Source organism: Micromonospora sp. WMMC264 (genome assembly GCF_027497275.1).
Classification (GTDB): domain Bacteria; phylum Actinomycetota; class Actinomycetes; order Mycobacteriales; family Micromonosporaceae; genus Micromonospora; species Micromonospora chalcea.
Genome location: NZ_CP114907.1, coordinates 2,126,058 through 2,152,659 on the forward strand (window position 1 = coordinate 2,126,058; position 26,602 = coordinate 2,152,659).

At 73.5% G+C, this 26,602-nt stretch carries 26 protein-coding genes and 1 riboswitch; of the genes, 18 read left to right on the plus strand and 8 right to left on the minus strand.

All coding sequences use genetic code 11. From position 1 onward, the window contains the following. Positions 1-135 precede the first annotated feature (135 nt). From O7542_RS08770 to O7542_RS08825, 12 genes are all read left to right on the plus strand, one after another. Positions 136-399, plus strand: coding sequence for an acyl carrier protein (locus tag O7542_RS08770; protein ID WP_043323623.1), 264 nt, complete (start codon positions 136-138; stop codon positions 397-399). Continuing rightward, positions 399-644 (plus strand): hypothetical protein, encoded by a 246-nt coding sequence (locus O7542_RS08775; protein WP_043323626.1) that lies wholly within the window; start codon positions 399-401, stop codon positions 642-644. The genes O7542_RS08770 and O7542_RS08775 overlap by 1 nt, the downstream gene beginning before the upstream one ends. Then, entirely contained in the window at positions 637-1,767 is a 1,131-nt protein-coding gene (locus O7542_RS08780) for a beta-ketoacyl synthase N-terminal-like domain-containing protein (protein WP_281606007.1), read from the plus strand. Before O7542_RS08775 ends, O7542_RS08780 begins: the two co-directional genes overlap by 8 nt. Before the next feature lie 146 nt (positions 1,768-1,913). After that, positions 1,914-2,354, plus strand: coding sequence for a beta-ketoacyl synthase chain length factor (locus O7542_RS08785; protein WP_104115201.1), 441 nt, complete (start codon positions 1,914-1,916; stop codon positions 2,352-2,354). Then, positions 2,351-3,970: a class I adenylate-forming enzyme family protein gene (locus O7542_RS08790; protein ID WP_281606008.1), complete on the plus strand. Its 1,620-nt coding sequence runs from the start codon at positions 2,351-2,353 to the stop codon at positions 3,968-3,970. The genes O7542_RS08785 and O7542_RS08790 overlap by 4 nt, the downstream gene beginning before the upstream one ends. Then, entirely contained in the window at positions 3,967-5,229 is a 1,263-nt protein-coding gene (locus O7542_RS08795; protein WP_281606009.1) for a beta-ketoacyl-[acyl-carrier-protein] synthase family protein, read from the plus strand. Before O7542_RS08790 ends, O7542_RS08795 begins: the two co-directional genes overlap by 4 nt. Before the next feature lie 60 nt (positions 5,230-5,289). Next, entirely contained in the window at positions 5,290-6,387 is a 1,098-nt protein-coding gene (hppD, locus tag O7542_RS08800; protein ID WP_281606010.1) for a 4-hydroxyphenylpyruvate dioxygenase, read from the plus strand. Next, positions 6,384-7,307, plus strand: a complete 924-nt coding sequence (locus O7542_RS08805; RefSeq protein WP_043323636.1) for a phytanoyl-CoA dioxygenase family protein — start codon at positions 6,384-6,386, stop codon at positions 7,305-7,307. Before hppD ends, O7542_RS08805 begins: the two co-directional genes overlap by 4 nt. A 2-nt stretch (positions 7,308-7,309) precedes the next feature. Next, a complete protein-coding gene (locus tag O7542_RS08810; protein WP_043323637.1) occupies positions 7,310-8,107 on the plus strand; it encodes a DUF3050 domain-containing protein in 798 nt (265 codons plus the stop codon). Continuing rightward, complete coding sequence (locus O7542_RS08815; protein ID WP_069088555.1) at positions 8,104-9,075, plus strand: thiamine pyrophosphate-dependent dehydrogenase E1 component subunit alpha; 972 nt, start codon at positions 8,104-8,106, stop codon at positions 9,073-9,075. Before O7542_RS08810 ends, O7542_RS08815 begins: the two co-directional genes overlap by 4 nt. Then, positions 9,075-10,040, plus strand: a complete 966-nt coding sequence (locus O7542_RS08820; RefSeq protein ID WP_064445768.1) for a transketolase C-terminal domain-containing protein — start codon at positions 9,075-9,077, stop codon at positions 10,038-10,040. The genes O7542_RS08815 and O7542_RS08820 overlap by 1 nt, the downstream gene beginning before the upstream one ends. Before the next feature lie 3 nt (positions 10,041-10,043). Then, complete coding sequence (locus O7542_RS08825; RefSeq protein WP_043323644.1) at positions 10,044-11,393, plus strand: hypothetical protein; 1,350 nt, start codon at positions 10,044-10,046, stop codon at positions 11,391-11,393. A 152-nt stretch (positions 11,394-11,545) separates the two neighbouring features. Here O7542_RS08825 and O7542_RS08830 read toward each other — a convergent pair whose 3' ends face one another. The 5 genes from O7542_RS08830 to O7542_RS08850 are packed head-to-tail and all read right to left on the minus strand — an operon-like array spanning position 11,546 to position 16,117. Next, the gene (locus tag O7542_RS08830; RefSeq protein WP_069088556.1) at positions 11,546-12,226 is read right to left on the minus strand and encodes an SGNH/GDSL hydrolase family protein; all 681 of its coding nucleotides are present in this window, start codon (positions 12,224-12,226) and stop codon (positions 11,546-11,548) included. A 41-nt stretch (positions 12,227-12,267) separates the two neighbouring features. Continuing rightward, positions 12,268-12,900 (minus strand): HAD family hydrolase, encoded by a 633-nt coding sequence (locus O7542_RS08835; protein WP_069088557.1) that lies wholly within the window; start codon positions 12,898-12,900, stop codon positions 12,268-12,270. Next, complete coding sequence (locus O7542_RS08840; RefSeq protein ID WP_281606011.1) at positions 12,897-13,289, minus strand: MmcQ/YjbR family DNA-binding protein; 393 nt, start codon at positions 13,287-13,289, stop codon at positions 12,897-12,899. Before O7542_RS08840 ends, O7542_RS08835 begins: the two co-directional genes overlap by 4 nt. Before the next feature lie 36 nt (positions 13,290-13,325). Continuing rightward, positions 13,326-14,546, minus strand: a complete 1,221-nt coding sequence (locus O7542_RS08845; protein WP_209962115.1) for an MFS transporter — start codon at positions 14,544-14,546, stop codon at positions 13,326-13,328. After that, positions 14,543-16,117: an AMP-binding protein gene (locus tag O7542_RS08850; RefSeq protein ID WP_281606012.1), complete on the minus strand. Its 1,575-nt coding sequence runs from the start codon at positions 16,115-16,117 to the stop codon at positions 14,543-14,545. The genes O7542_RS08845 and O7542_RS08850 overlap by 4 nt, the downstream gene beginning before the upstream one ends. 312 nt (positions 16,118-16,429) lie before the next feature. On the opposite strand from O7542_RS08850, the gene O7542_RS08855 reads away from it, so the two are divergent. From O7542_RS08855 to O7542_RS08880, 6 genes are all read left to right on the plus strand, one after another. Beyond that, positions 16,430-17,713, plus strand: coding sequence for an SGNH/GDSL hydrolase family protein (locus O7542_RS08855; protein ID WP_176722820.1), 1,284 nt, complete (start codon positions 16,430-16,432; stop codon positions 17,711-17,713). A gap of 66 nt (positions 17,714-17,779) precedes the next feature. Further along, positions 17,780-19,003, plus strand: a complete 1,224-nt coding sequence (locus tag O7542_RS08860) for a cytochrome P450 (RefSeq protein WP_281606013.1) — start codon at positions 17,780-17,782, stop codon at positions 19,001-19,003. Beyond that, entirely contained in the window at positions 19,000-20,010 is a 1,011-nt protein-coding gene (locus O7542_RS08865; RefSeq protein ID WP_281606014.1) for an alpha/beta hydrolase, read from the plus strand. The genes O7542_RS08860 and O7542_RS08865 overlap by 4 nt, the downstream gene beginning before the upstream one ends. Beyond that, positions 20,003-21,136: an alpha-hydroxy acid oxidase gene (locus tag O7542_RS08870; RefSeq protein WP_281606015.1), complete on the plus strand. Its 1,134-nt coding sequence runs from the start codon at positions 20,003-20,005 to the stop codon at positions 21,134-21,136. Before O7542_RS08865 ends, O7542_RS08870 begins: the two co-directional genes overlap by 8 nt. A 1-nt stretch (position 21,137) precedes the next feature. Then, a complete protein-coding gene (locus O7542_RS08875) occupies positions 21,138-22,481 on the plus strand; it encodes a PLP-dependent aminotransferase family protein (protein WP_104112618.1) in 1,344 nt (447 codons plus the stop codon). 27 nt (positions 22,482-22,508) lie between these two features. After that, on the plus strand, positions 22,509-22,760 hold the full coding sequence (locus tag O7542_RS08880; protein WP_013286617.1) for a hypothetical protein: 252 nt from the start codon (positions 22,509-22,511) through the stop codon (positions 22,758-22,760). 65 nt (positions 22,761-22,825) lie between these two features. On the opposite strand, the gene O7542_RS08885 is transcribed toward O7542_RS08880, so the two are convergent. The 3 genes from O7542_RS08885 to O7542_RS08895 form a co-directional block, all read right to left on the minus strand. After that, positions 22,826-24,262, minus strand: a complete 1,437-nt coding sequence (locus O7542_RS08885; RefSeq protein WP_030499908.1) for a glycine hydroxymethyltransferase — start codon at positions 24,260-24,262, stop codon at positions 22,826-22,828. Positions 24,263-24,280: 18 nt separating this feature from the next. After that, a riboswitch (ZMP/ZTP riboswitch) is annotated at positions 24,281-24,370 on the minus strand. Between the two features lie 123 nt (positions 24,371-24,493). Next, positions 24,494-24,994: a hemerythrin domain-containing protein gene (locus O7542_RS08890; protein ID WP_030499909.1), complete on the minus strand. Its 501-nt coding sequence runs from the start codon at positions 24,992-24,994 to the stop codon at positions 24,494-24,496. 107 nt (positions 24,995-25,101) lie between these two features. Continuing rightward, entirely contained in the window at positions 25,102-26,586 is a 1,485-nt protein-coding gene (locus O7542_RS08895) for a S8 family serine peptidase (RefSeq protein ID WP_069088562.1), read from the minus strand. Positions 26,587-26,602 lie beyond the last annotated feature (16 nt).

The window sequence follows — 26,602 nt, forward strand, 5'->3', positions numbered from 1 at the left end:
GTCCGATCCACCCCGATTCCCGACCCGCCCCGGCCGAGCGGCGCGCCACCCGCGCGTCCGAGCCGGCCGGTCCACACGCACACGGTGTCCCGACCGGGCACCGTCAGCCGGTACACGGAGAAGAGGTCTGAACCCATGCGAGACCAGGTCCGCACTTTCGTCGTCGAACAGCTCGCCGACATGAACTACGACGTGGACGAGCTCGACGACGACACCACGCTCGGCCCTTCCGGCGTCGACCTGGAGTCGCTGGCCCTGGCCGACCTCGCGGTCCGCGTCGAGGACCGGTACGGCGTGAAGTTCGCCGACGACGAGTCGGAGAAACTGGCGCTGATGACGGTCGGCGAGTTCACCACGATGGTCGCCGACCGGGTGGCCGCGAACAGCGACAAGTCCTGATGTCCGGTCAGCCCGACCTGGGGCGAGCTGACCTGGTGAGCATGCTCGCCGAACTGACCGCGAAACCCGCCGACCAGGTGCCGGACCGGCTCGGCTCGATGGAGCTGGCCTGGCTGGTGCACATGGTCGAGCAGCGCCACGACCGCCGGCTGGACCTGAGCGACGACGAACTCGCCGGCATCCGCACCGTCGACGACGCGCTCGCGGTGTTCCGCGGCGCGCTGACCGCTCCCGCAGATGGCTGAGCGGGAAACCGTACGGATCACCGGCACGTACGCGCTCAGCGCCCTCGGCAGGGGCGCGGACGCGCTGCTGGCCGGGGTGCTCACCGGCGCCCCGGCGTTCGGACCGGTGCGCCGTTTCGACACCACCGGCCGCCGGGTCACCGTGGCGGCCACAGCGCCGGACGTCGGCACGCTCGCCGACGAGCTGGCCGACGCGATCGACGCCGCCGCCGGGGCCGCCGGGCTGGACCGGGCCGGGCGCGCCGGGTCGGCGCTGTTCCTGGCCACCCACGGCGGGCCGCACTCGCTGCCCGTACCGCAGGGGCGGGACGCGCCGACGGTGCCGGCGCTGGCCGGTCACCTGGCCGCGCGGTGCGGACTCGGCGGGCGGACCCGGATCTACACCACCGCCTGCGTGTCGGCGAGCAGCGCGGTCGCCGACGCCGCCGCGCTGATCCGCCGGGGTGACCTGGAGCGGGTCGTGGTCGCGGCCGGTTACCTGGTCGAACCGGACCAGTACGCGCTGTTCGACGCCGGGCGGGCGCTCGCCGCCGACGGCGCGGTACGCCCGTTCAGCGCCGGCCGCAAGGGACTGCTGCTGGGCGACGGGGTGGCCGCCGTGGTGCTGGAGTCGGCGAGTGCCGCCGCCCGGCGGGGCGCCGAGACGGTGGCGACGGTGGCCGGGTGGGGGCGGGCAGGGGACGCCTACCACGCGTGCCAGCCGCACCCGGAGGGGCTGGGGCTGGCCCGGGCGGTCGAGGCGGCGCTGCGCCGCGGCGGGCTGCCCCCGGACGCGGTCGGTTACGTCAACGCCAACGCCACCGGCACCCCGTTCAGCGACGCCTCCGAGGCGGCGGCGCTGACCCGGGTGTTCGGCGACGACGCCGGGCGGCTGCCGGTCAGCTCCACCAAGTCGGTGCACGGGCACGCGCTGGAGGCGTCCGGGCTGCTGGAACTGCTGGTCACCGTGCTGGCCCTGCGGCACGGCAAGCTGCCGGTCACCGCCGGCTGGCTCGGCCCGGACCCGCAGTGCCCGCTGGACGTCATCCGCGACGCCCCCCGCCCCGCGCGCACCGCACACGCCCTGACCCTCAACGCCGCCTTCGGCGGCGCCAACACCGCACTCCTGGTGAGCGCCTCATGACCGCCTCCACCCCCAGCCCTCCGCGATCTTGCACTTCCGGCCCCGGCGAAACGGGCACAACGCCCGCCGAGAGGGCGCCAACCGCAAGATCGCGCAACGACGCGGAGGCGCGGTGGCCCGAGGACGGGGATGAGGGGCCGGCGGGGGTGCCGGGGTTTGTGCACTCGGCGTTCGCGCCTCTCGTGGTGGCGGTGGCCGAGCGGTGCCTCGCGCGGCGCTACGGCACCGGGCCGCTGCCGCCGGGCAACGGTACGGCGGTGGTGCTGGTCAGCGCCGGCGGGGACACGGCCAGCGCGGCGCACGTCCGGGCCGCGGTGGACGCCGGTGACCGGATCGGGCCGCTGTTCTTCTTCCAGTCGGTGCCGAACAGCGTGGCCGGGCACGTCGCGGCGCGCTGGGGACTGGACGGGCCGGTGGTGTGCCTGAGCCCGACCGGCGACCCGCGGGCCGAGGGGGAGGCCGAGGCGGACCTGCTGCTGCACGACGGCGACGCCGCACAGGCGTTGCTGATCCTGATCGAACTGGCATCGGACGGTACGCCGGGCGAGGCGACCGCGGTGCTGCTGGGGGAGGGAACACGTCAATGAGGACGAAGGGACTGCGCGGCGCGCTCGCAGCCGACGCGGAACTGGGCGCGGGCAACGTGCTCGCCCGGGTGCTGGCCCACGGCGCCGACCCGGACGGGCCGGGGCTCACATTCGACACCGAGGTCGACGGCCACCCGGCCGAGACCCCGCTGACCCTGGGCCGGCTCGACCGGATGGTCGCCGCCCGGGCAGCCTGGCTGCACGAACGCGGGGTGAAACCCCGCGACCCGGTCGCCGTCTGGGCCGGTACGGCCGCCGACATGGTGCTGTCGTTCCTGGCGCTGACCCGCCTGGGCGCCATCCCGGCGCTGATGAACGGCAGGCTGCGCCCCGAGATCGCCGCCGAGTACATCCGCCGGCTGCGCGCCGCCGGGGTGCTCGCCGACGCCGCGCACGCGCAGGCGCTGGCCGGGCACGACCTGGGCGCGCCGATGCTCGGCGAGCCCGCGCAGGCCGGGGGCGGCGACCCGGACGCGGCGCCCGCGCACTACCGGCACCACCCGGACGACCCGATCGTCATCACCCACACCTCCGGCACCACCGGAGTGCCGAAGGCGGTGCTGCACTCGCACGCCAGCCTGTTCGCCGCGACCCGGCACCTGCTGTCCATGCCGCAGGCGCAGGGCACCACGCGCATCCTCAACGCGCTGCCCGCCCCGCACACCGCCACCGTGCTGATGGTCAACCAGGCGCTCGGCAACCGGGCGGAGATGTTCCTGCTCTCCGAGCAGGGCGGCGAGCGGGTGCTCGACGCGATCCAGCGGTGGCGCCCCGACGGCGTGTTCGGCTTCTCCGTCACCTGGGCCGAGCTGGCCCGCTTCGACCTGTCCGGCTACGACCTGGACTCGGTGCGGCTGTGGTTCAACACCGGCGACTGCTCGCACGAGCCGCACGTACGGCGGCTGGTCGCGGTGGGCTCCCGCGACGTGGTGACCCGTCAGGGCGTGACCCGGGTACCCGGGTCGGTGTTCATCGACGGCCTGGGCTCCAGCGAGATGGGCCACTCGATGTTCCACATCACGCACACCTCCGACACCGAAAGGTACGGCCGCTGCGTCGGCCGCCCGTACCGGTTCACCAAGGTCGCGGTGCTCGACACCGACGGCAACGAGCTGCCGCCCGGGCAGGTCGGCTGGCTCGGCATCGACTCGCCGTCGCTGTTCCGCGGCTACTGGAACGACTCGGTCACCACGTACCGGTTCCGGCTGCGCGGCTGGTACCTCACCGGCGACCTGGTGTACGCCGACGAGGACGGCCGCTACTACCACCTGGACCGGGCGGTCGACTCGGTCGAGGCGGGCGACGGCAAACGGTTCTTCACCGCGCTGTCCGAGGAGCGCATCCTCGCCGCCAGCCCCGACGTGACCGACTGCACCGTGGTGATCGTCAAGGCGGACGACGGCACGGTCACCACCGACGTGCTGCTGGAACTGGCCGCCGGCGCCGACCCGGACGCGGACCGCACCGAGCGGATCCGTACCGCGCTGGGCCCGGACGTGGGCGCCACGCTGCGCCGGATCGTCCCGGTGCGCGCCGACGACATCCCGGTCACCGTCACCGGCAAGGTACGCAAGGTGGCGCTGCGCGAGCGCTATCTGACCGAGGCGCCGTCGTGACCGCCGTCGTCACCGGCATGGGCCTGTTCACCCCGGCGGGGCGCGGCGTGGCGGACACGTTCGACGCGCTGCTCACCGGCCGCTCCGGACTGCGCCGCCCGCCCGAGGGACACCCGGCGGCGGGCAGCCTGGAGGTGGCCGGCGTGCTGCCGGACATCGACCCGCGCAGCGTCGCCTCCGGACCGGAGACGAAGGTGCTCGACCGGGTGGTGCTGCTGGCCCTGATCACCGCCGCCGAGGCGCTCGCCGACGCGGGCATCGAGGTGGGCCGCGACGTCGACCCGGAGCGCATCGCGGTGATCGTCGGCGGTGTCGGCGGGATGTCCACGCTGGAGGGGCAGGTGCTGGCGCGGGCCGCCCGGGGCCGGGCGGCGGTCAGCCCGTACCTGCTCACCGGCATCCTGCCGAACATGCCGTCGGCGCGGATCGCCATCGCGCACGGCATCCGCGGCTACAGCTCGTCGGTCGGCACGGCCTGCGCCTCCGGCGCCCAGGCGGTCGCCGACGGGGTACGCCTCATCCGCTCCGGCGAGGCCGACGTGGTGGTGTGCGGGGCGAGCGAGGCGCCGCTGTTTCCCACGTTCGCCGACACGTTCGGCAACGCCCGGGCGCTGGCCCGGGGCTGGGACGAACCCACCGAGGCGAGCCGCCCGTTCGACAAGCGGCGCAACGGGTTCGTGCTGGCCGAGGGCGCGGCGCTGCTGGTGCTGGAGCGCGCCGGGCACGCCGACGGTCGGGGCGTGCGCGGCTACGCCGAGGTCGCCGGTTTCGGGGCGAACACCGACGCGTACCACCCGACCGCGCCGCGCCCGGACGGCGCGGGAGCGGCCGCGTGCATGCGCCGGGCGCTGGCCGCCGGCGGGATCGGGCCGGGCGACGTCGGGTACGTCAACGCGCACGGCACCGGCACCAAGCTCGGTGACGTCGCCGAGACGATCGCCCTGGCCGAGGTGTTCGGCCTCGGCGGCGTCCCGGTCAGCTCCACCAAGGCGCTCACCGGGCACCTGCTCGGCGCATCAGGGGTGCTGGAGGCCGCCGCCACCGCGCTGGCGCTCGACAGTGGCCTGCTGCCGCCCACCTACCACCTGGACGACCCGGACCCGGAGTGCGAGGCGGACCACGTCCGCGCCGTGCCCCGGCCGACCCGGGCCGACCACGCGCTGACGAACTCGTTCGGGTTCGGCGGCCAGAACGTCAGCCTGCTCCTGCGCCGGCTCTCCGGGCCGGCCCGCCGGGCCGCCACCCCGGCTGCGGACTGACCGGACTCCAATCCCGGGCGTCGTCCGGGTCGCGATCACGGGGGGGAACAGGGGAAGCCCATGACCATCAACGGGATAGATCATCTCGAACTGTACGTGGGAGACGCCCGGCAGGCGGCCTTCTACTTCGACAACGCCGTCGGTTTCCGGCTGCGCGGGCAGGGCGGGCCGGAGACCGGGCTGGACGGGCAGCGTTCGCTGCTGCTGGCCCAGGCCGGCATCCGGCTGCTGCTGACCACCGGGCTGTCCGCCGAGCACACGGCGGCCACGTACGTGCACCGGCACGGCGACGGCATCGCCGTGGTGGCGCTCGCCGTCGACGACGCCGCCGGGGCGTACGCGGAACTGGTGGAACGCGGCGCGACACCGCTGAGCCCGCCGCGCACCTTCACCGGCGCGGACGCCGAGGTCGTGGTCGCCGAGGTCGGCGGCTTCGGCGACGTGGTGCACCGCCTGGTCGAGCGGCGCGGCGACCCGGAGGTGTTCCTGCCCGGGGCGATCGAGCCGGTGGCCGCGCCGGACGGCGACGAGCTGCTGGCCGAGGTGGACCACCTGGCCGTCTGCGTGCCGCCGGGGCAGCTCGACGAGACAGTCGCGCACTACGAGAAGGTGTTCGGCTTCGCCGACATCTTCACCGAGCACATCGAGGTCGCCGGTCAGGCGATGAACTCCAAGGTGGTGCAGAGCCCGTCGGGGAAGGTCACGCTGGTGCTGCTGGAGCCGGACACGAGCGCCCGGCCCGGCCAGATCGAGGACTTCCTGCGCTGGCACGCCGGCGCCGGGGTGCAGCACCTGGGGCTGCGCACCGACGACATCGTCACCGCCGTCGGCGCGCTCGCCGGGCGCGGGGTGCGGTTCGCCAGCACGCCCGGCGCCTACTACGACGGCCTGGAGCAGCGGGTCGGCCGCCTCGACGCGCCGGTGGACCGGCTGCGCGAGCTGAGCATCCTGGTCGACTCCGACCACGACGGGCAGCTGCTGCAGATCTTCACCGAGTCGATGCACGTGCGCCGCACCCTCTTCCTCGAACTCATCGAGCGGCGCGGGGCGCGCACCTTCGGCAGCGGCAACATCAAGGCGCTCTACGAGGCCAAGGAACGCGAGCTGGCCGCGGCGGGGGCGACCCCTGCTGCCGCGGCCGGAGGGGTAGGGGCATGACCACCATCGATCCCGGGCTGACCGCCGAGGAGGAGGCGCTGCTTCCCTCCGACGAGGACGTCCGGCACTACGCCGAGCACGGCTGGTACCTGTCGAAGAAGCTGCTCACCGACGACGAGGTGGACGAACTCGTCGCCGCGACCGACAGCTACTACGCCGGGGAACGCGACCGGCGGCTGCCGGTGCGGCCGCCGAAGCTGGCCTACTGGGAGCCGGCCAAGGGCGACGTGCAGCGGCACAACGACTACGTGCACCACGAACACGACGGCATCGCGCGCATTCTGCGCAAACCGCTGATCGGGGCGGTCGCCGCCCGGCTGGCGCAGGCCACCGAGATCCGCATCTTCCAGTCCACGCTGATCTGGAAGCCGCCGATCGCCGGTGAGCCGTCGAACATCGTGCCCTGGCACTTCGACAAGCACTACTGGGCGTCCTCGTCGTCGGAGAACATGCTCACCGCGTTCATCCCGTTCCACGACTGCGGCGAGGAGATGGGCACCATCACCATGGTCGACGGCTCCCACCGCTGGCGGGAGATCGGCGCCGACGACACGGTGGTGCGGCACTTCGCCGACCGGGACCGCGACCAGCTCGAAGTCATGCTCGCCGAGAACGCGGCGTACAACGGGGCGACGATCCGCAAGATCCCCATGGTGATCCCCAAGGGACACATGAGTTTCCACCACTGCCGCACCTACCACGGCAGCGGTGCGAACGTCAGCGGACGGCCCCGCCGGGCCATCTCGCTGCACCTGCAGGACGGCGACAACGCCTGGCGGGAGTATCCGCTCTCCGACGGCACGCTCGCCGCGTACAACCACGACGTGCTGGTCCGCCGCACCCACGAGGGCCGGCCGGACTACGCGGACCCCGATTACTGCCCGGTCATCTGGCGCGACCGCGCCCAGCAGGGAGGCTGACAATGTCACGGTACGACTGGGGTAAGACGCACCCGGGCATCGAGCGACTCGAGCGGGCGGTGACCGAGCGCCGCGACGTGGTGGTCAAGCACCCGCTCTACGCCAACCTCGACACCCACGACGCACTCGTCACGTTCATGGAGCACCACGTCTTCGCGGTCTGGGACTTCATGTCCCTGCTGAAGTCGCTGCAGCGGCAGCTCACCTGCGTCACGGTGCCGTGGATCCCGACCGGCCCGACCGGCAGCCGCCGCCTGATCAACGACATCGTCATGGTCGAGGAGAGCGACGAGCTGGGCGACGGCTACATCAGCCACTTCGAGCTGTACGTGCAGGGCATGACCGAGGCCGGCGCCGACACCACGGCCGTGAACAAGCTCGTCGACCTGCTGCGCGACGGCACGCCGGTCACCGAGGCGCTCGGCGCGGCGGGCGTACCCGCGGCGTCGGCCGCGTTCGCCGGCACCACCTGGCGGATCATCGAGACCACCCCGGTGCACTGCCAGGCCGCGGCGTTCGCGTTCGGCCGCGAGGACCTCATCCCGGAGATGTTCACCCAGGTCGTCGCCGTCAACGAACGCAGCAACCGGCTCAACAAGTTCGTCGACTACCTGGAGCGGCACATCGAGGTCGACGGCGAGCAGCACACCCCGATGGCCATGCAGATGCTGGCCGACCTGTGCGGCGACGACGACACCAAGTGGCAGGAGTGCGCCGACACGGTCAACGCCGCGCTGACCGCCCGCGCCCGACTCTGGGACGACATCCTCGCCGCCGTCAAGGAGGGCCGTCCGGCGTGACCGGCTCCGACCCGCTCCGGCTCTACCGGACGGTCCGGCTGATCCGCCGCTTCGAGGAGCGCGCGATCGAGCTGGTCCGCGCCGGACAGATCGTCGGTGGCATCCACCCGTACCTCGGTCAGGAGGGAATCGCCGCCGGCGTCTGCGCGGCGCTGGACCGCGAGGACCTGGTCACCGGCACCCACCGCGGGCACGGGCACGTGCTCGCCAAGGGCGCCGACCCGGCCCGGATGCTGGCCGAGCTGTGCGGCCGGGTCACCGGGCTCAACCGGGGCCGGGGCGGGTCGATGCACGCCGCCGACTTCGGCGTCGGCGTCCTCGGCGCCAACGCCATCGTCGGAGCCGCCGGCGCGATCCTCACCGGAGCGGTGTGGGAGCGCCGGCGGCGCGGCGCCGACATCGTCGGCGTCACCTTCTTCGGCGACGGCGCGGTCAACGAGGGCATGCTGCTGGAGGCGTTCAACCTGGCCGCGCTCTGGCGGGTGCCGGTGCTGTTCGTCTGCGAGAACAACGGCTACGCCACCACCATGCCGGTCGAGGGCGCGGTCGCCGGCACCATCGCCGGGCGGGCTGCCGCCTTCGGCATGCCGGCGGCCGCCGTCGACGGGCAGGACCCCGAGGCGGTACGCGAGGTCACCGCCGCCGCCGTCGCGCGGATGCGCGCCGGCGGCGGCCCCGAGCTGGTCGAGGCCCGCACCTACCGCTTCGACGCCCACCACACGTTCGAACATCAGGTACGCCTCGACTACCGGCCGCCGGAAGAGGTGGCCGAGGGCCGGTCCCGCGATCCCGTCGACATCGCCGGAGCGCGACTCGACCCGGCGGTACGGGCCGAGGTGGACGCCGCCGTCGAGGCGGAACTGGACGCCGCCGTCGAATACGCGCTCGCCGGTCCGCACCCCGACCCGGCGACCGCACTGGACCACCTGTACGCCAGCGGGCTCACCGCCCGGACCGGAGGTGGCTGATGCCCCGGCTCTCCTACCGCAGGGCGCTCACCCGGGCGCTCGCCGACGAGATGGCCCGCGACGAGTCGGTCGTGGTGCTCGGCGAGGACATCCGGGTGGCCGCCGCGAACGTCACCACCGGCCTGCTGAAGAAGTTCGGCCCGGAACGGGTCCGCGACACCCCGCTGTCCGAGCAGGCGTTCACCAGCTTCGCCACCGGCGCGGCGCTGGCCGGGGCCCGCCCGGTGGTGGAGTTCCAGATCCCGTCGCTGCTGTTCCTGGTCTTCGAGCAGATCGTCAACCACGCGCACAAGTTCCCGCTGATGACCGGCGGCCAGTGCGCGGTGCCGGTCACCTACGTGGTGCCCGGCTCCGGCTCCCGCACCGGCTGGGCCGGGCAGCACTCCGACCACCCGTACGCGTTGTTCGCCCACGTCGGGGTGACCACAGTCGTACCGGCCACCCCGGCCGACGCGTACGGGCTGCTGGTCTCCGCGATCCGCTGCGACGATCCGGTGGTGGTCTTCGCCCCGGCCGGCGCGCTGGACCTGCGCGCCGACGTCACCGACCTGACGCCGGTGCCGCTGGGTCGCGGGATCGTCCGCCGCCCCGGCGCCGACGTGACGGTGGTGGCCGTCGGGCACCTGGTGCACGACGCGCTCGCCGTCGCCGAGGAACTCGCCGGGCAGGCGTCGGTGGAGGTCTTCGACCCCCGCACGCTCTACCCCTTCGACTGGGACGGCCTGGTCGAGTCGGTGAGCCGCACCGGGCGGCTGGTGGTAGTCGACGACGGCAACCGCTCCTGCGGCATCGCCGGGGAGATCATCGCCACCGTGGTCGAGCGGGTCCGGCTGGCCGCGCCACCCCGGCGGGTCACCCGCCCCGACGGTGCCGTGCTGCCCTTCGCCCCGGCCCTGGACCGGGCCGTGCAACCCGGCCGCGACCAGCTCACCGCCGCCATCCAACTGACCCTCAAGGACGGATGAACGATGGACCCGAACTACACGTGGCCGCCACTCGGCCAGGCGTGGACCGACCTGCCCGAGTCCACCCGTACCGCGATGGTGACCACCGGCGCCGCGGCCTGGGAGAAGATCTTCCACGGCCGGGCCACGTACAACAAGCAGTGGCGGCTGGCCCGTCCGCCCGTCTTCACCGCCGACGCGTTCGGCGAGCTGAACGAGGTCTGCGACCGCATCGCCCAGCTCATTTTGGAAGCCTGCCGGCGTCGCGCGCGTACCGCCGGTGAGCTGCAACGGCTCCTCGACGTGCCGGAGGGGGAAACCCGGCTGCTCGACCCGGAGGAGGAACTGCACGAGGGGCTGCTCGCCGCGTACCGGCCGGACGTGCTGTTCTCCGGCGGCGTGCCGTGCATCGTCGAGTACAACATCGACAGCAGCCTCGGCGGCGGCTTCGACGCCGACACCGTCATCCAGCGGTACGCCGAGCTGTACCGTACCCATGACCTGCTCGACGGCGCGCGGCCCGCGCCGTCCCTGCTGGACCAGCGGTTCGCCGCCATCCGGGACACGCTCGGCCTGGCCGACGGCGCGCGGGTGGCGCTGCTGATGGACTTCGACGCCGACTACCCGGGACTGGACGACCCGGAGACGTTCATCCGGATCCTGTCCCCGCTGATCGACCAGGCCCGCCCGTTCGGCATCGACCTGGTCATCGCCCCGGTCGCCACCGCCGGTCTGGACGCGCAGAGCCGCCTGGTCGTCGGCGGCGCCCCGGTGGACGCCCTGTTCCGGCTGTTCGTGCCGAACCGGGTCACCCCCAGCCCCGGCCTGGACGCGGTCGCCGGCGCGCTCGCCGCCGGCACGCTGCCGATGTTCGTCAGCAGCGCCGCCTGGCTGCTCAGCAACAAGCTCAACTACGCCTGGCTCTGGGAGGATCTGGACCTGCTGCCGGAGGACGACCGGACGCTGATCCGCCGGTACGTGCCGCACACCGTCGCGCTCACCGCCGACCAGCTCGACCGGGCGCTGGCCGAACAGGCCGACCTGGTGGCCAAGCCGGCCGGCGGATCGGCCGGGCACGGGGTGCTGATCGGCCGCGAGATGACGGCTGTCGCGTGGGCGGACGGGGTGCGCGCGGCGATCGCCGAGGGCGGCAACATCCTGCAGCGCTACCACGAGGCGGACCGGGTGGCGATGGACTTCGTGCAGATCGAGACCGGTGAGACGGTCACCGCCGATGTCCCGTACAGCCTCGCCCCGTACCTGTTCGGCCGCACCGGTTCCGGCGCGCTGGCCCGGGTCGGCTACCCGGGCTGCGACGAGGTCCTCAACCTGGCCCGAGGCGTCCTCCTGACCGGCATCCTCCTAACCGACTGACCCCCTCCCTCCGGCCGCCCTTGCCCCGTTGATCAAGGAGTTCGTGTCCTCATCGGGGCGCGTGACCGACCCCAAACTCCTTGGTCAACAACGTGGATCCGGGCCGAGGGCGCCGGGCGCGGGTAAGGGGGAGGGTGAGGGGGAGGGCGCGGTCAGGGGTGGGGGAGGTGGGTGGCCAGGACTTTCAGGGTTTCGGCTGTGGCTATCGCGTCGCTGCGGGCGCTGCCGTGCCGCCCGTCGCTGCTGTACAGCGACGGGTCGGCCACCAGCGGATGGTCGGTCAGGTGCACGTGCAGCGTCCCCAGCCGCTCGGCCACGCCCCGGGTGTGCCGGGACAGCCGGCGCATCCGCTCGCCCAGGCCCGCGCGCAGCGTCTCCGGCACGGCTGGGCTGTGCGAGACGTCGAACATGCCCACCGTGATCACGTCCGCCCCCGCTTCCCGCAGCGCGGTGATCATGGCGGTCAGCTCGGCGTCGACCGCGTCCGGGTCGTAGGCGGACCGGAACGCGTCGTTGCCGCCGCACACCACCAGTGCGAGATCCGGCTCGAAGGCCAGCGCGTCGGCGAGCTGAGTGGCCCGCACCTCGTGCGCGCGCAGTCCGCGCCGCCCCAGGTTCAGGTACGCCAGCTCCGGCCGGACGGCGCGCAGCTCGGCGGCGATCCGGTCGGCCCACTGGAGGTCCGGGTAGCCGTCGACCGGCTCGCACAGTCCTTCCGCGACGCTGTCGCCGAGCACCACGAACCGGCGCCACGGGTGCCCGCGCAGCAGCTCGGTGGCCTCGCCCGGACGCAGGCACCACGGATCAGTCGCCTCGGTCAACGTCGATGCCATGATCGGCAGGCTAGCCGAGCGCCCGGCACGGGAAAAGGGGCTCAGCTCAGCAGGGTCAGCAGTTCGCCGGGCCGGGACAGACTGAGGTCGGCGGGCTCGGCCGGATCGTACTGATGGCCCCACGCGGCGGCCACCGCCACCGCGCCGCTGCTGCGGGCGGCGCGCAGGTCCAGCGGCGAGTCGCCCACGTACGCGGCCCGGCCGGCCGGCACGCCGAGCCGCCGGCAGGCCACCTCGACGCCCTCGGGCGCCGGTTTGGGGCGGGTGACCTGGTCGCCACCGAGCACGACCCGGAAGTGACCGAGCAGGCCGACCCGGTCGAGCATGATCTCCGCCGCCCGGTGGCTCGCGCCGGTGAACACGCCCACCGGCACCCGGGCGGCGAGGTCGGCGAGCATCTCCGCGACTCCGGGGTAGACGCTCACCCGCCCGGCCGTCGCGGCCAGTTCGGTGTGGTAGCGGTCGAGGTCAGCGGCGGTGGCGGGGCGCCGGAGCAGGTGCGTCAGCAGGTCGGACGGTGAGCCGATCGAGTAGCCGGCGATGACCTCGGCGTCGGTGTACGACGGGCCGCCTCCGGCCCGCACCGCCGCCCGGTACGCCGCCGGCACCACCTCGTGCGACTCGATGAGCGTGCCGTCCATGTCGAAGACGACGGCGTCCACCGGGCGGCTCACGCGACCCCGGCCCGGTGCGCGGCGGCGAGGCGCTTCGGCGCGCGGGTGTGCCACGCCTCGGTGATCAGCTCGGTCAGGTCGTCCACGGCGATCCGGTCGAGCCGGACCAGTACGGCCGGGTAGCCGTCGAGGTGCGGCGTGGTGAAGTAGACCGCCGGGTCGTCGGCGAGCAGCGCCTCCTTGGCGCCCAGGTCGGGCACCCGGGCGCCGAGGATCGGGCCGTCCGGCGCGGCGTCGCCGAGCGCTTCGAGGTCGCTGCGGCGCAGCGGCCGGTCCCAGACGAACATCTTGTCGCGCACCCGCCAGGCGGGCAGGTCGTCGTACGAGCCGCGCTCGGTGGTCTCCGGCAGGGCCAGCGCGATGCGCCGCACGTCGTCCCAGGTCGCCATGGCCCCGACCCTACCGCCGCCCACCGACACCCCGGCTCAGACCGGTGTGGGGGTCGCCGGTTCCGGGGCCGGGCGGCGGGACGCGCGGGTCAGCAGCAGCGGCCCCACGGTCAGCACCAGGCAGACCACCGACATCACCAGCAGCGCCGGGGTCAGGTCGAGCAGCGCCACCGACCAGCCGCCGAGCAGCGCGCCGACGGGCAGGCCGAGGAACGCCACCGACCCGGAGATGCCCAGCACCCGGGTCTGCAGCTCGCCCGGCACCCGCTGGTAGAGCGCCGCGCCGAGCAGCGGGTTCACCGCCGCGATGCCGATGCCGGACAGGAACGTCACCACGAGCACCACGACCAGGTCGTCGCTGAGCGCCAGCGCGAGCAGCCGGGGCGCGCCGCTGAGCGTCAGCCCCACCGCGAACGTCGTCCCGGCGGGCAGCCGGGTGCCGAACATCGTGAACAGCACGTTGCCCAGCAGCGCGCCGCCCGAGAACACACCGAGCAGCAGGCCGAAGCCGGCCGGGTCGCCGAGCACCTGGTTGACCCAGAGCGGGATCCAGACCGCGACGCTGGCGTTGGCGAACATGTTCGACACCGAGACCACCAGCAGCATGATCATCAGCGTCCGGTCGGTGCGCAGGTACGCGAAGCCGCCGCGCAGCGCCCGCAGGTAGGGCTCCCGGGGTGCGGGTTGCGCCGGCGCGGGCGGCCGGACCAGCACGCCGATGAGCAGCGCGCAGACCGCGAACGTGGCCGCGTCGATCCAGATGGCCCGGGTCAGCCCGACCCAGTCGATGAGCAGTCCGCCGAGCACCGCGCCGAACAGCGTCATGCCCCGGGCCAGGCCGTCGTAGGCGCTGGTGAGCCGGATCAGCGGCACCCCGGCCCGCTCGGCGGCCGGTTTGAACAGTACGTGCTTGACCCGGTCGCCGATGCCGCGCAGCCCGCCGGCGACCGCCACCAGGACCAGCAGCGTGCCGAACCCGAGCCAGGGGGCCAGCGCCACCACCGCCATCGCGACGGCGCTCGCCGCGTCCACGAACACGGAGGTACGGCGTACCCCGAAGCGGTCCGCCCACGGCGTGGCCAGCGCGCTGGAGAGCATGTACGGCAGCGTCTCCGCCGCCGCGACGAGTCCCATCTTGGTGGGGCTGCCGGTGGTCTCCAGCACCAGCCAGGGGATGGCCACCACGGAGATCCGGGTGCCGAGGTTGGACAGCAGGTCGGCGCCGACCAGGGTGTACAACTCCCGGCGCGGGTTCATGCCGAGCTGCCGATCACGGTGCCCAGCGAGTCGGCGTCGGCGGGATGCGCGGCGGCGTACCGGGCCCGAAGCGCCCGTTTGTCCACCTTCGCGGACCGGTTCAGCGGCAGCGCGTCCACGAACTCCACGGCGCCGGGCGCCCACGTCTCGCTCAGCTCCCGCACCACCAGCGCGATCAGCTCCTCGCCGGTCACCGACGCGCCGGGCGCCGGCACCACGTACGCGTACGGCAGCTCCCCGGCCACCGGGTCCGGCACGCCGATCACGGCGGCGGCCCGCACCTCGGGATGGCCGGCGAGCACGTCCTCGATCGGGCGGGAGTAGATCGGCCAGCTGCGCGCCCGGGTGAGGATCCGGTCCTGCAACCGGTCGACCAGGTAGAGGTAGCCGTCGGCGTCGAGGTGGCCGATGTCGCGGGTGCGGACCCAGCCGTCGACGAGCGTCTCCGCGGTCAGCTCCGGCCGGCCGTGGTAGCCGGCGAAGCTCAGCTTCGTCCGGACCCACACCTCGCCGTCGGCGCCGGGCGGCAGCACCTTGCCGTCGGCGTCGCGGATCTCCACCGTCACGTCGCCGTACGGGCGGCCGCAGGAGCGCAGACGCTCCGGGTGCTCCGGGTCCTCGGTCAGCCCGGGCAGCGCGCAGATGACCACCGCCTCGCTGAGGCCGTACACGATGCGCAGGCACGGGCCGAAGCGGGCGATGGCCTGGCGCAGCCGGGCGGGCGCGGCGGGCCCGGCGCCCACGTTGAACATGAACATGGCGGAGAAGTCGGCGCCCGGCAGGTCGGGGTGGTCGAGCACCTCGTAGAGCATCGGCGGGGTGACGAATGTGGAGGTGAGCCGCTCGGCGTCCACTGTCGCGATGAACGCGGCCGGGTCCCACTGCTCGCGCAGGAACAGCACGCCGCCGGTGAACAGGTTGAACAGCGTGGTGATCTGGCCACTGGCCAGCCACATCGGTGAGTGCGACAGGTGCCGCAGCAGCGGGAACCCGGCGCCCCGGAAGTCGGCGGCCAGGGCGAGGATCTGCCGGTAGAAGCTCTCCCGGTGGTGCACCAGCTTCGGCGTGCCGGTGGTGCCGCTGGTCTGCAGGAACGACTCCGGCGCGGGTGCGTCGGCGGGCAGCTCAGCCGCCGGCTCGCCGGCCGTCGCGGTCAGGTCCGGTCCGGCGCCGCCGGGGCCGAGGCAGAGCACCGGTACGCCGGACAGCCCGGCCGCGATCTGGACCGCCTGCGGGTCGCGCGGGTCGTACACGAACGCCTCCGGCGCGGACAGCGCGACGAACTCGTCGACCTCCCGCCGCGAGGTCACCGGGGCGACCCACATGCTCCGGCAGCCCAGCAGGTGCAGAGCCAGTTGCAGCAGCGGACCCTCGACCGTGTTGCCGAGCATCACCAGCACGGCCGCGCCGGGGCGTACCCCGTGCCGGCGCAGCGCGGCGGCCAGGCCGCGCACCCGCGCGGCGACCTGGGGGTAGGTGAGGCGGCGTCCGCCGCCGACGAGCGCCTCCCGGTCGCCGAAGCCGGCGAAGAGCTCCAGCGCCTCGTGCACATAGTTCGGCCGGTCGGTCATCGGGCAGCCCCCATCATGGTCCGCGAGCGGCGTCCGGCCAGGTCAGGGCCGGGACATGACGGCAGGTGCCAGGTCGGCGACCGCACCGCCGCCAGCTTCCGAGCCTAGGCAGCGGCGGTCCACCGCGGACAGAGCCGATCGTCGCTGCGTCCCGCGACGTGGGCATTTGATCATGTCGATCAGGTTGATTGACGCTCGTCACCGCCGGAAGCTAGTTTCCGGTCCATCGCCCGGGCCGGTGCCGCCGACCGCGTCACGCCCGGGGCTGCCGACCATGGAGGATCGATGCCGACCCCGAAGAGATGGCACGTCATAGCTTCCGCCGTAACGCTGCTGATCGCCGCCACCCCGGCGGTCACCGCGAGCGCCGGCCCGACCGACACCGACCGCGCCGGGCACGGGCGCGCCGAGTGGGCCGGGACCTGGGCCGCGGCGGTGACCCGCGGGAACACCGTGGGCCTGACCGAGACCGGCCTGAACAACCAGAGCATCCGGATGACCGTGCAGACCTCGGTGGGCGGGCCGCGCCTGCGGGTGCGGCTGACCAACCTCTACGGCCAGCAGGCCATCCAGGTCGGCCGCGCCACCATCGCCCGGCCGAACACCGCCACCCCCGACGACCTGTCCGACATCGTCCCGGCCAGCGTCCGCCAGCTGACCTTCTCCGGCGCCGGCTCGGCGACCATCAACAAGGGCGCCGAACTGCTCAGCGACCCGGTGGCCTTCCCGGTGGCCGAGCAGGAGGACCTGGTGGTCACCCTGTACTTCCCGGTGCTCACCGGGCCGGTCACGTTCCACGGCCAGTCCCGGGTCACCAACTTCATCGGCGCCACCGACCTCACCTCGGCGGCCGACGGCGCCGGCTTCACCATCCGGCCCAACTGCTGCTGGATGTTCCTGTCCGGCATCGACGTGGAGCGCAAGGTGACGCCCGGCTCCGTGGTGGTGCTCGGCGACTCCATCAGCGACGGCAACGGCAGCACCGTCAACGCCGACCGCCGCTGGCCGGACCTGCTCGCCAAGCGGCTGATCGACGCCCGCCCGGAGCCGCGTACGCCGGGCGTGCTCAACCTCAGCCTGGCCGGCAACCGGCTCAACCACGAGGGCACCGAGCCCGGCGCGGGCGACTTCCCCGGCTACTACGAGCTGGGCCCGAACGCGCTGGCCCGGCTCAACGAGGACGTGTTCCCGCAGACCGGGGTGCGTACCGTCATCACCCACCTGGGCATCAACGACATCTGGATGAACGGTGACAGCCCCGAGGCGATCATCGCCTCGCTGCGCCAGCTCAACCGGCAGGTCCAGGCGCGCGGCCTGACCAGCATCGCGGGCACGCTCATGCCGTACGAGGGCAACGGCGGGCCGGGCGTGTGGACGCCGGAGAAGGACGCCACCCGGCAGGCCGTCAACACCTGGCTGCGCGGGCCCGGCCGGGCCGAGTTCGACGGCGTCGTCGACTTCGACGCGGTGATGCGCGACCCGGCTCAGCCCAGCCGGCTGCTGCCGGCGTACGACTCGGGTGACCACATCCACCCGAACGACACCGGAGCCGCGGCGATGGCGAACGCGGTGCCGTTGAAGCTGCTCGGACTGTGACACCGGGCGGGGGCGGCGGTCGACACGACGCCGCCCCCGCCGCCGTTTTCCTGGGGAGGAAAGACAGTGGACGTCAGCGAGATCCTGACCGGGCTCTACAGCGAACAGGGCCGGCAGAACCCCTATCCCTTCTACGCGGCCCTGCACGAGCACGGGCCGATAAACGCCGTTCCGGCCCGCGCCGAGCACAGCACCGTCAGCGCGGTGGCCGGCGGGTACGACATGGTGGACCAGATCCTGCGCGATCCCGGCTGGTACAAGGGCTTCCCGCCCGGCTGGGAGGAGCAGGAGATCCTGCGGACGTTCCTGACGTCGATGATGTTCGTCAACCCGCCCGACCACACCCGGATGCGCGCGGTGTTCGCGAAGACGTTCACCCCGCGCCGGCTGGTCGCGCTGGAGCCGGTGATCGAGCGGGTCGTCGCCGAACGCCTGGACCACATGGCCGAGGTGGGCGCCGACGGGCACGAGGTGGACTTCGTGGCCGACTTCGCGTACCCGGTCCCGGCGCTGGTGATGGCCGAGTTCATCGGCCTGCCCCCGGCCGACCTGGCCTGGTACCGGCAGCGGGTCGACTGGATCGACGAGTACATGGACGTGTCCGGCAAGACGCCGGAGCGGCTGGCCCGGGCCAACCAGGCCGCCGAGGAGCTGCGCGTCTACTACCGCGACCTGATCGCCCACCGGCGCCGTGCGCCCGGCCACGACCTGATCAGCGGGCTGGTCGAGGTGCTCGACGCGGGCGGCGTCGACCTCACCGAGGACGAGTTGATCAGTAACCTGATCGTGCTGTTCAACGCCAGCTTCGTCACCACCGTCTACATGTTCAGCAACGGCCTGCCGCTGCTGCTGGACCACCCGGACGTGACCGCCGCGCTACCCGGTGACGACGCGCTGGCCCGGGGCTGCGTGGAGGAGGTGCTGCGGATGGAGAGCCCGGTGCACTTCCTGGCCCGCTCCGCGCCCGCCGGCGTCGACCTCGGCGGCGTGCCGGTCGACCGGGACGACAACGTGCTGCTGCTGATCGCCGCCGCCAACCGCGACCCGGCCCGCTTCCCCGACCCGGACCGCTTCGACCCGCGCCGTCCCGGCCCGCCGTCGCTGGCCTTCGGCGTCGGGCTGCACTTCTGCCTCGGCTCGGCGGTGTCCCGGCTGGAGGGGCGGCTGGCGCTGCCGCGCCTGTTCGCGCGCTTCCCGCGGCTGGCCGTCACCCAGCCGTACACGTACAGCGGGAGTCTGTTCCTGCGCGGCATCGACAAGCTCTTCGTCACCACAGGGGAGGCCGGATGACACTCGATCCGCAGGTGGTCGCGTGGCGGACCGCGCGGGCCGCCGCCGGGACCGTGCCGCTCTACACCCAGACCCTGGCCGAGGCCCGCGCCGCCGACCTCGCCGCGATCCGTGCCGGCTCCGGCGCGGTCGAGCCGGTCGCCGAGGTACGCGACACGACGGTGCCCGGCCCGGCCGGGCCGCTGCCGGTGCGGATCCACCGGCCGGACGGCGACGGCCCGCTGCCGACGCTCGTCTACTTCTTCGGTGGCGGCTGGACCCTCGGCAGCGTCGACACCGCCGACGGAATCTGCCGGCGGCTGGTCAACCTGACCGGCGCGCAGACCGTGACGGTCGGCTACCGGCTCGCCCCGGAGCATCCGTTCCCGGCGGCGGTGGAGGACTGCCATGCCGCGGTGCGGCACCTCGCCGCGCACGCCGCCGAGTTCCGCGCCGACCCGGACCGGCTGGCGGTCGGCGGGGACAGCGCGGGCGGGAACCTGGCCGCCGCTGTCACGCTGCTGGCCCGCGCCGACGGCGGTCCCCGGCTCGCCGCCCAGCTGCTGGTCTATCCGAACACCGACCAGCGGCCCGGGCACCGCCCCGGCGACGACGAGGACCCGATGCTGTTCAACAGGCACTCGGTGGGCTGGTACCGGAGCCACTACCTGGCCGACCCGGGCGACGCGGCGCACCCGCTGGCGTCTCCGCTGCTCGCCGAGGACCTGGGCGGCCTGCCCCCGGCGCTCGTGATCACCGCCGGGTACGACCCGCTGTGCGCCGAGGGCCGGCGGTACGCCGAGCGGCTGGGCGAGGCCGGCGTGCCCACCGAGACGGCCCACTACCCGGGGATGGTGCACGGGTTCTTCGCCATGCCCGGCGTGTTCGACGCCGGACGGCAGGCCCAGGAGCGGGCCGCCGCCTTCCTGCGCCGCACGTTCGGGCTCGACCGCACGCCCGGCGCGGGCGAGTCCGCTGCGGGCGTGGACCCGGCCGGGAACACGGTGGGCGCGGGCGGCCATGGCTGACCCGGCACGCGACACGCAGCCGCCCGCCGACGCGGCGGACGGCTTCGTGCCGCCGGTCAGCCTGGCCGACTTCGCCGCGCTGGCCCGGGCGGTGCTGCCGCCCGACGTGTGGGACTTCGTCGACGGCGGCAGCGGCGCCGAGACCGCCCTGGCCGCGAACCGGGCCGCGCTCGATCGGGTGGCGGTGCTGCCCCGGATGCTGGCCGGCGTGGACGACCCGTCCACCGAGGCGACGCTGCCCGGCGGCCGGGCCGCGTTGCCGGTGGCTGTCGCGCCGATGGCGTACCAGCGGTTGCTGCACCCCGACGGCGAGCCCGCGCTCGCGGCGGCGGCCCGCGCGGCGGGCGTGCCCTACGTGGCCAGCACGCTGGCCAGCACGCCGATCGAGGAGATCGCGGCGACCGGCGCGACGGTGTGGTTCCAGCTGTACTGGCTGCGCGACCGGGCGCTGGTGGCCGACCTGCTCGACCGGGCGTCGGCGGCCGGCTGCGCGGCGGTGATGGTGACTGTGGACGTGCCGGTGCTCGGGCGGCGCCTGCGCGACGCCCGCAACGGGTTCGCGCTGCCGCCGCATGTCACCGCCGCGAACCTGCCCGGCGGCCGGGACGACCTGGCGCACCAGGGCACCCCCGGCGTGTCGGCGGTGGCGGTGCACACCGGCGCGGTCTTCGCCCCGGCGCTGAGCTGGGCGGACCTGGAGTGGCTGCGGGAGCGTACCCGGGTGCCGTTGCTGGTCAAGGGCATCCTGGACGCGCGCGACGCGGTCCGCGCGGCGGACGCCGGCGTGGACGCCGTGGTGGTCTCCAACCACGGCGGACGGCAGCTCGACGCCGCCCCGGCCAGCGCGAGCGTGCTGCCCGAGGTGGTCGAGGCGGTCGACGAGCGGTGTGCGGTGCTGCTGGACAGCGGCGTCCGCGGCGGCGTCGACGTGCTGCGCGCGCTGGCGCTGGGCGCGGACGGCGTGCTGCTGGGCCGGCCGCTGCTCTGGGCCCTGGCCGCCGGTGGCCGGGCCGGCGCCGAGGCGGCGCTCGCGCTGCTCGCGGCGGAACTGCGCGACGCGCTCATCCTCAGCGGCTGCCCGGACCCGGCCTCGGCCCGGCGGCTGCGCACCCGGATCGGAGGCTGACGTGGAACCGGTCGACCTGGCCGTCACGGCGCTGCACGGCAGTGTCGGCGACCCGGCGCTGAACTCGATGAACTTCCTCAACGAGGTGGCGCAGCACTACCCGGACGCGGTGTCGCTGGCGGCCGGGCGGCCGTACGAGGAGTTCTTCGACTCGGCGGTGCTGCACACGTACCTGGACCGCTTCCGCCGCCACCTCGCCGAGGACGTCGGGCTGGACCGGGCCGGCGTGGACCGGACGCTGCTGCAGTACGGCCGGACCAAGGGCGTCGTGCACCACCTGATCGCCCGGCACCTCGCCGTGGACGAGGGGCTCACCGTCGACCCGGAGTCGATAGTGGTGACAGTCGGCTGCCAGGAGGCGATGTTCCTGGTGCTGCGCGCGCTGCGGACCGGCCCGGCGGACGTGCTGTTCGCTGTCGCGCCCACGTACGTCGGGCTCACCGGCGCGGCCCGTCTGGTCGACCTGCCGGTGCGCCCGGTGGCCGGCGGGCCCGACGGCGTCGACCTGGCCGACCTGCGCGCCGGGGTGCGCCGCGCCCGCGCGGAAGGGCTGACGCCCCGGGCCTGCTACGTGATGCCCGACTTCGCCAACCCGTCCGGCGTCAGCATGGGCACCGGGCAGCGGCGACGGCTGCTGGAGCTGGCCGCCGAGGAGGACCTGCTGCTGATCGAGGACAACCCGTACGGCCTGTTCCCGGCCGACGGCACCGCGCGGCGGCCCACGCTCAAGGCGCTGGACACCGCGCGCCGGGTGGTCTACCTCGGCTCGTTCGCCAAGACCGTGCTGCCCGGGGCCCGGGTCGGCTACGTGGTCGCCGACCAGCGGGTGGGGGAGGCCGACGGCACAGTGGTCCCCTTCGCCGACCACCTCGCGAAGATCAAGAGCATGGTCACGGTGAACACGTCACCGATCAGCCAGGCGGTGATCGGCGGCGCGCTGCTGGCGCACGACTGCTCGCTAGTGGCCGCGAACGTGCGGGAACGGGCCGCGTACGCCCGCAACCTGCGCCACCTGGTCGACGGCCTGGCCCGGCGCTTCCCGGCCGGCGGCCCGGTCACCTGGACCGTCCCGGCGGGCGGCTTCTTCGTGGTGGTGAGCGTCCCGTTCCCGGTCGACGACGCGCTGCTGCACCGCTCGGCCCGCGAGTACGGCGTGCTCTGGACGCCGATGGCCCACTTCTACGATGCGGGCACGCCGGTGAATGCGTTGCGGCTGTCGGTGAGCGCTGTCACACCGGAGTCGATCGATCTCGGGCTGGACCGGCTCGCCGCGCTGGTCACGGACACCATGTCCGGCAGCGTGACGCCGGAGTGTCAGGGTTCCGGCACACTACGTGTTTCCTGACGCCGTTCGTCTGTTGATAATGGACCAATGGTTGCCTGGGAGTACGCGTTGCTCGTTCGTCGGTATCAGGGTCAGGGACGCAATTTCCACGTCTCGTTCGTGTGGTACGGCCCGGACGGGTCACGCACCGACGTGACCGCGTACGGCGACACCGCCATCGCGCACCTGAACCGGGTCGGCCGGGAGGGCTGGGAACTGGTCTCCGCCGCCGAGGACGTGAACAACGTGCAGGGCAGCACCGAGGTCCACCGCTACCACCTGAAGCGCCCGCTGCGCTGACCCCGTAACCGCCGGCACCCCGGGAGACTCCTTCTCCCGGGGTGCCGCTTCGTGTTGTCGGGTGCTCAGCCCAGGTCGACCGAGGGGTAGAGCGGGAACGGCGTGAGCAGGTCGGCGGCCTGCTTGCCGACGGACTCGGCGACGGCCGGGTCCAGCACGTACTTCGCCTTCGACGGCGCGCCGTCCGGGCCGGTGCCGGGCGTGGTCTGGCTGAGCACGGTGTGGATCAGCTCGGCGGTGGCGTCCATCTCCGCGGCGCCGAGGCCCCGGGTGGTCAGCGCCGGGGTGCCGATGCGGATGCCGGAGGTGTACCAGGCGCCGTTCGGGTCCTGCGGCACCGAGTTGCGGTTGGTCACGATGCCCGAGTCCAGCAGCGCCTGCTCGGCCTGCCGGCCGGTCAGGCCGTACCCGGACACGTCGATGAGCACCAGGTGGTTGTCGGTGCCGCCGGTGACCAGCGTCGCGCCCCGGCGCAGCAGCCCGTCGGCGAGCGCCTGCGCGTTGTCCACGATCCGCTGGGCGTAGTCGGCGAAGTCGGGGCGGCGTGCCTCGGCCAGCGCGACCGCCTTGGCGGCCATCACGTGCGGCAGCGGCCCGCCGAGCACCATCGGGCAGCCCCGGTCGACCTGGTCGGCCAGCTCCGGGCCGCAGAGCACCATGCCGCCGCGCGGGCCGCGCAGCGACTTGTGCGTGGTGGTGGTGACGATGTGCGCGTGCGGCACCGGGTCGAAGTCGCCGGTGAAGACCTTGCCGGCGACCAGCCCGGCGAAGTGGGCCATGTCGACCATGAAGGTGGCGCCGACCGAGTCGGCGATCTCCCGCATGATCCGGAAGTTCACCTTCCGCGGGTACGCGGAGTAGCCGGCGACCAGGATCAGCGGCTTGAACTCGCGGGCCGCCTCGGCCACCCGGTCGTAGTCGATCAGCCCGGTGGCCGGGTCGGTGCCGTAGCTGCGCTGGTCGAACATCTTGCCGGAGATGTTCGGCCGGAAGCCGTGGGTGAGGTGCCCGCCGGCGTCCAGCGACATGCCCAGCATCCGCTGGTTGCCCAGCTCACGGCGCAGCGCGAACCAGTCGGCCTCGGTGAGGTCGTTCACCTGCCGGGCCTGCGCCTTGCGCAGCGCGGGGGACTCGACCCGGTCGGCCAGGATCGCCCAGAACGCGACCAGGTTGGCGTCGATGCCCGAGTGCGGCTGCACGTAGGCGTGCGACGCGCCGAACAGCTCGCGGGCGTGCTCGGCGGCGAGCGCCTCGACCGTGTCGACGTTCTGGCAGCCGGCGTAGAAGCGGCGCCCCACGGTGCCCTCGGCGTACTTGTCGCTGAACCAGTTGCCCATGGCCAGCAGCGTCGCCGGGGAGGCGTAGTTCTCGCTGGCGATGAGCTTGAGCGACTCGCGCTGGTCGGCCAGTTCCGCGGCGATGGCGTCGGCGACGCGCGGCTCGACGCCGCGGACGACCTCCAGCGCGCTGCGGAAGGCGGTGGACTCGGCGTTGCGCGACATGCGACCTCCAGGTGACGTGCGGAAGGCCCAGGCGCTCGGCATGCGTCCTCATGACGAGGCCGCTCCCCGATGGTGCTCCATCTCCACGCGCCAGTCACGGCCCGTGCCGATCCTACCGGCCCGGCCCGGACCTGCGGGGTTGGGCCGCCCGTCCCGGCGACTGAACCCCGCGACGCGAGCGGGACCGCCCCTCTGCCTCGGGGCGGTCCCGCTCGCGTCGCGCGGCCGGTGTCAGGCGACCACGGCATCGAGGGACTTCTTCAGCGCCTTCGGGGCGGTCGGCGTCTTCGGGGCCTTCGGGCGCAGGTCGAGCATCCGCTGGCCGATCTCCTGGAGCTGGTTACGGCCGAGCGCCTCCCGGACCTTCGGGAACCACTCCTGCTCCTCCTCCTCGACGTGGTGCAGCACGTTCTCGATCAGCACCGTCGTCTTGGCGTTGAACCGCTCGTCGTCGGCGTCCATGGTGAACAGCTCGAAGCAGAGCACGTCCGCGACGTGGTGCTCCTCGTACGACTCCAGGATGTCGTCCTCGACGTCGGGCACCAGCTTGCGGACCTCCGGGTACATCACCTCGTTCTCCAGGTAGGTGTGCACCGTCAGCGCCTCGAGGATCTGCTCGACGATCTTCCCGCGCTTGCTCGCCGGTCCCTCCTCGGCCTCCTGGAAGGCCTTGAACAGGCGGCGGATCTCCTTGTGGTCCTCCTTGAGCAGGACGATCGCGTCGGTGGACACCGGTTACCTCCTATAGTCGGCTGACGCTGCCCCCCTACCCGGGGCCCGACCAGGACAAACAGACCGGGCCCGGCGCGTTCGCCGGGCCCGGTCCACGCGGGTACGGGTTACTTCACCGCGTTGTACGCGTCCACGACACCGGCGCCGTAGAACCCGTTGCGCTTCCCGCCGGAGCAGGTCGCGTCGTACGCGTTCGGGCCCGCCGGGATCAGCGGCACCGGGTTGTACACGCCCGCCGGGCAGGACTTCGCCACCGCCGTGCGCTCCAGGAACGAGGAGAGCTGGCCCGGCGTCATGCCCGGGTGCGCGGACAGCGCCAGCGCCGCGACGCCGGCGGCGTGCGGGCCGGACATCGAGGTGCCCTGCTTGTAGCCCCACCCGTTGGTACGGGTGGCCGTGTTGAAGGTGGTGGACAGGATGCCGTCGGTGGACGTCGAGCGCGCGCCCTGGGTCCGGAACCGGGTGTCGCCACCGGGTGCGGTCACGTCGATCACGCCCTGGCCGTACGAGGAGTAGTAGCTCTTGTCACCGGTCGGGCCGACGGCGGCGACGGTCACCACGCCCGGCGCCTCGGCCGGGAGGACCAGGCAGGCGTTGGTGAGGTTCGCGCGCTCCTCCGGCGTGCCGTTGTTCGGGCTGCCGGTGTCGGTGATCTTGTGGGCCAGGTCGAAGTTCGCGTTGCCGGCCGACGCCACGTGCAGCACGCCCTGCGACTGCGAGTAGCGCAGCGCCCGCTGCACTGCCTGCCACACCGGACGCTGGCGGGCGTCGTTGCGGCAGTTCAGCTGCCACGGGTCGATGTAGTAGCTGTTGTTGGTGAGCTGGAAGCCGTGCTCGGCGGCCCACATGAACCCGCAGACCGCGGCCTCCGGGAAGATGTAGCCGTCGTCGTTGACCACCTTCACGGCGGCGACCTTCACACCCGGGGCGACGCCGGTGACGCCGACGCCGTTGACCGCGGCGGCGATGGTGCCCGCCACGTGGGTGCCGTGGTCGCTGGTGGTCGGGTTCCACGCCGGCTCGGCGGTGTCGGTGACGCCGCCGATGCAGGACGTGCTCTTGTCCTTGGCGATCTGGGTCGCCAGGTCCGGGTGGCTGCTGGAGATGCCGCTGTCCAGCACGCCCACCACGACCGACGGGCTGCCGCCGGTCACCGCGTGGGCCTGCGGGACGCGGATCATGTCCATGTCCCACTGCTGGCCGTACAGCGGCTCGGCGGTCGGGTCGCCCGCGGCGCGGACCACGTCGGCGGCCGGGACCTCGACCGTCTCGCCCTCGTCGAGGGCGGTGCCCAGACCGGCGGTGGAGGCGACCGACTCGACGCCGGCACCGGCCACGCGGGTGGCGAAGTCCGGGGCGGAGGAGCGCGCGACGAGCACGCCGATCTTGTCGTAAGCGGCCACGACAGTGCCGTCGGCGGCGGCCACCCGCGCCGCGGCCTTGGCGGTGCCGTTGCCCTGCGGGGCGAGGACCAGGTACGACGTCTCCGGTCCGGCGGCCGCCACCGGCGCCGGGACGCCGATCAGGGCGAGACCGGCGCCGAGCGTCACGGCGGACGCGGCGGCGAGTGTCTTGCGACGGAGATTGTTCACACAGACTCCCAGGGGG

Bases quoted from the DNA above. Each gene is read 5' to 3' on its own strand.
- O7542_RS08770 (WP_043323623.1), top strand. From the start codon at position 136: ATGCGAGACCAGGTCCGCACTTTCGTCGTCGAACAGCTCGCCGACATG.
- O7542_RS08775 (WP_043323626.1), top strand. From the start codon at position 399: ATGTCCGGTCAGCCCGACCTGGGGCGAGCTGACCTGGTGAGCATGCTC.
- O7542_RS08780 (WP_281606007.1), top strand. From the start codon at position 637: ATGGCTGAGCGGGAAACCGTACGGATCACCGGCACGTACGCGCTCAGC.
- O7542_RS08790 (WP_281606008.1), top strand. From the start codon at position 2,351: ATGAGGACGAAGGGACTGCGCGGCGCGCTCGCAGCCGACGCGGAACTG.
- hppD (WP_281606010.1), top strand. From the start codon at position 5,290: ATGACCATCAACGGGATAGATCATCTCGAACTGTACGTGGGAGACGCC.
- O7542_RS08805 (WP_043323636.1), top strand. From the start codon at position 6,384: ATGACCACCATCGATCCCGGGCTGACCGCCGAGGAGGAGGCGCTGCTT.
- O7542_RS08810 (WP_043323637.1), top strand. From the start codon at position 7,310: ATGTCACGGTACGACTGGGGTAAGACGCACCCGGGCATCGAGCGACTC.
- O7542_RS08820 (WP_064445768.1), top strand. From the start codon at position 9,075: ATGCCCCGGCTCTCCTACCGCAGGGCGCTCACCCGGGCGCTCGCCGAC.
- O7542_RS08825 (WP_043323644.1), top strand. From the start codon at position 10,044: ATGGACCCGAACTACACGTGGCCGCCACTCGGCCAGGCGTGGACCGAC.
- O7542_RS08830 (WP_069088556.1), bottom strand. From the start codon at position 12,226: ATGGCATCGACGTTGACCGAGGCGACTGATCCGTGGTGCCTGCGTCCG.
- O7542_RS08840 (WP_281606011.1), bottom strand. From the start codon at position 13,289: ATGGCGACCTGGGACGACGTGCGGCGCATCGCGCTGGCCCTGCCGGAG.
- O7542_RS08845 (WP_209962115.1), bottom strand. From the start codon at position 14,546: ATGAACCCGCGCCGGGAGTTGTACACCCTGGTCGGCGCCGACCTGCTG.
- O7542_RS08850 (WP_281606012.1), bottom strand. From the start codon at position 16,117: ATGACCGACCGGCCGAACTATGTGCACGAGGCGCTGGAGCTCTTCGCC.
- O7542_RS08865 (WP_281606014.1), top strand. From the start codon at position 19,000: ATGACACTCGATCCGCAGGTGGTCGCGTGGCGGACCGCGCGGGCCGCC.
- O7542_RS08870 (WP_281606015.1), top strand. From the start codon at position 20,003: ATGGCTGACCCGGCACGCGACACGCAGCCGCCCGCCGACGCGGCGGAC.
- O7542_RS08880 (WP_013286617.1), top strand. From the start codon at position 22,509: ATGGTTGCCTGGGAGTACGCGTTGCTCGTTCGTCGGTATCAGGGTCAG.
- O7542_RS08885 (WP_030499908.1), bottom strand. From the start codon at position 24,262: ATGTCGCGCAACGCCGAGTCCACCGCCTTCCGCAGCGCGCTGGAGGTC.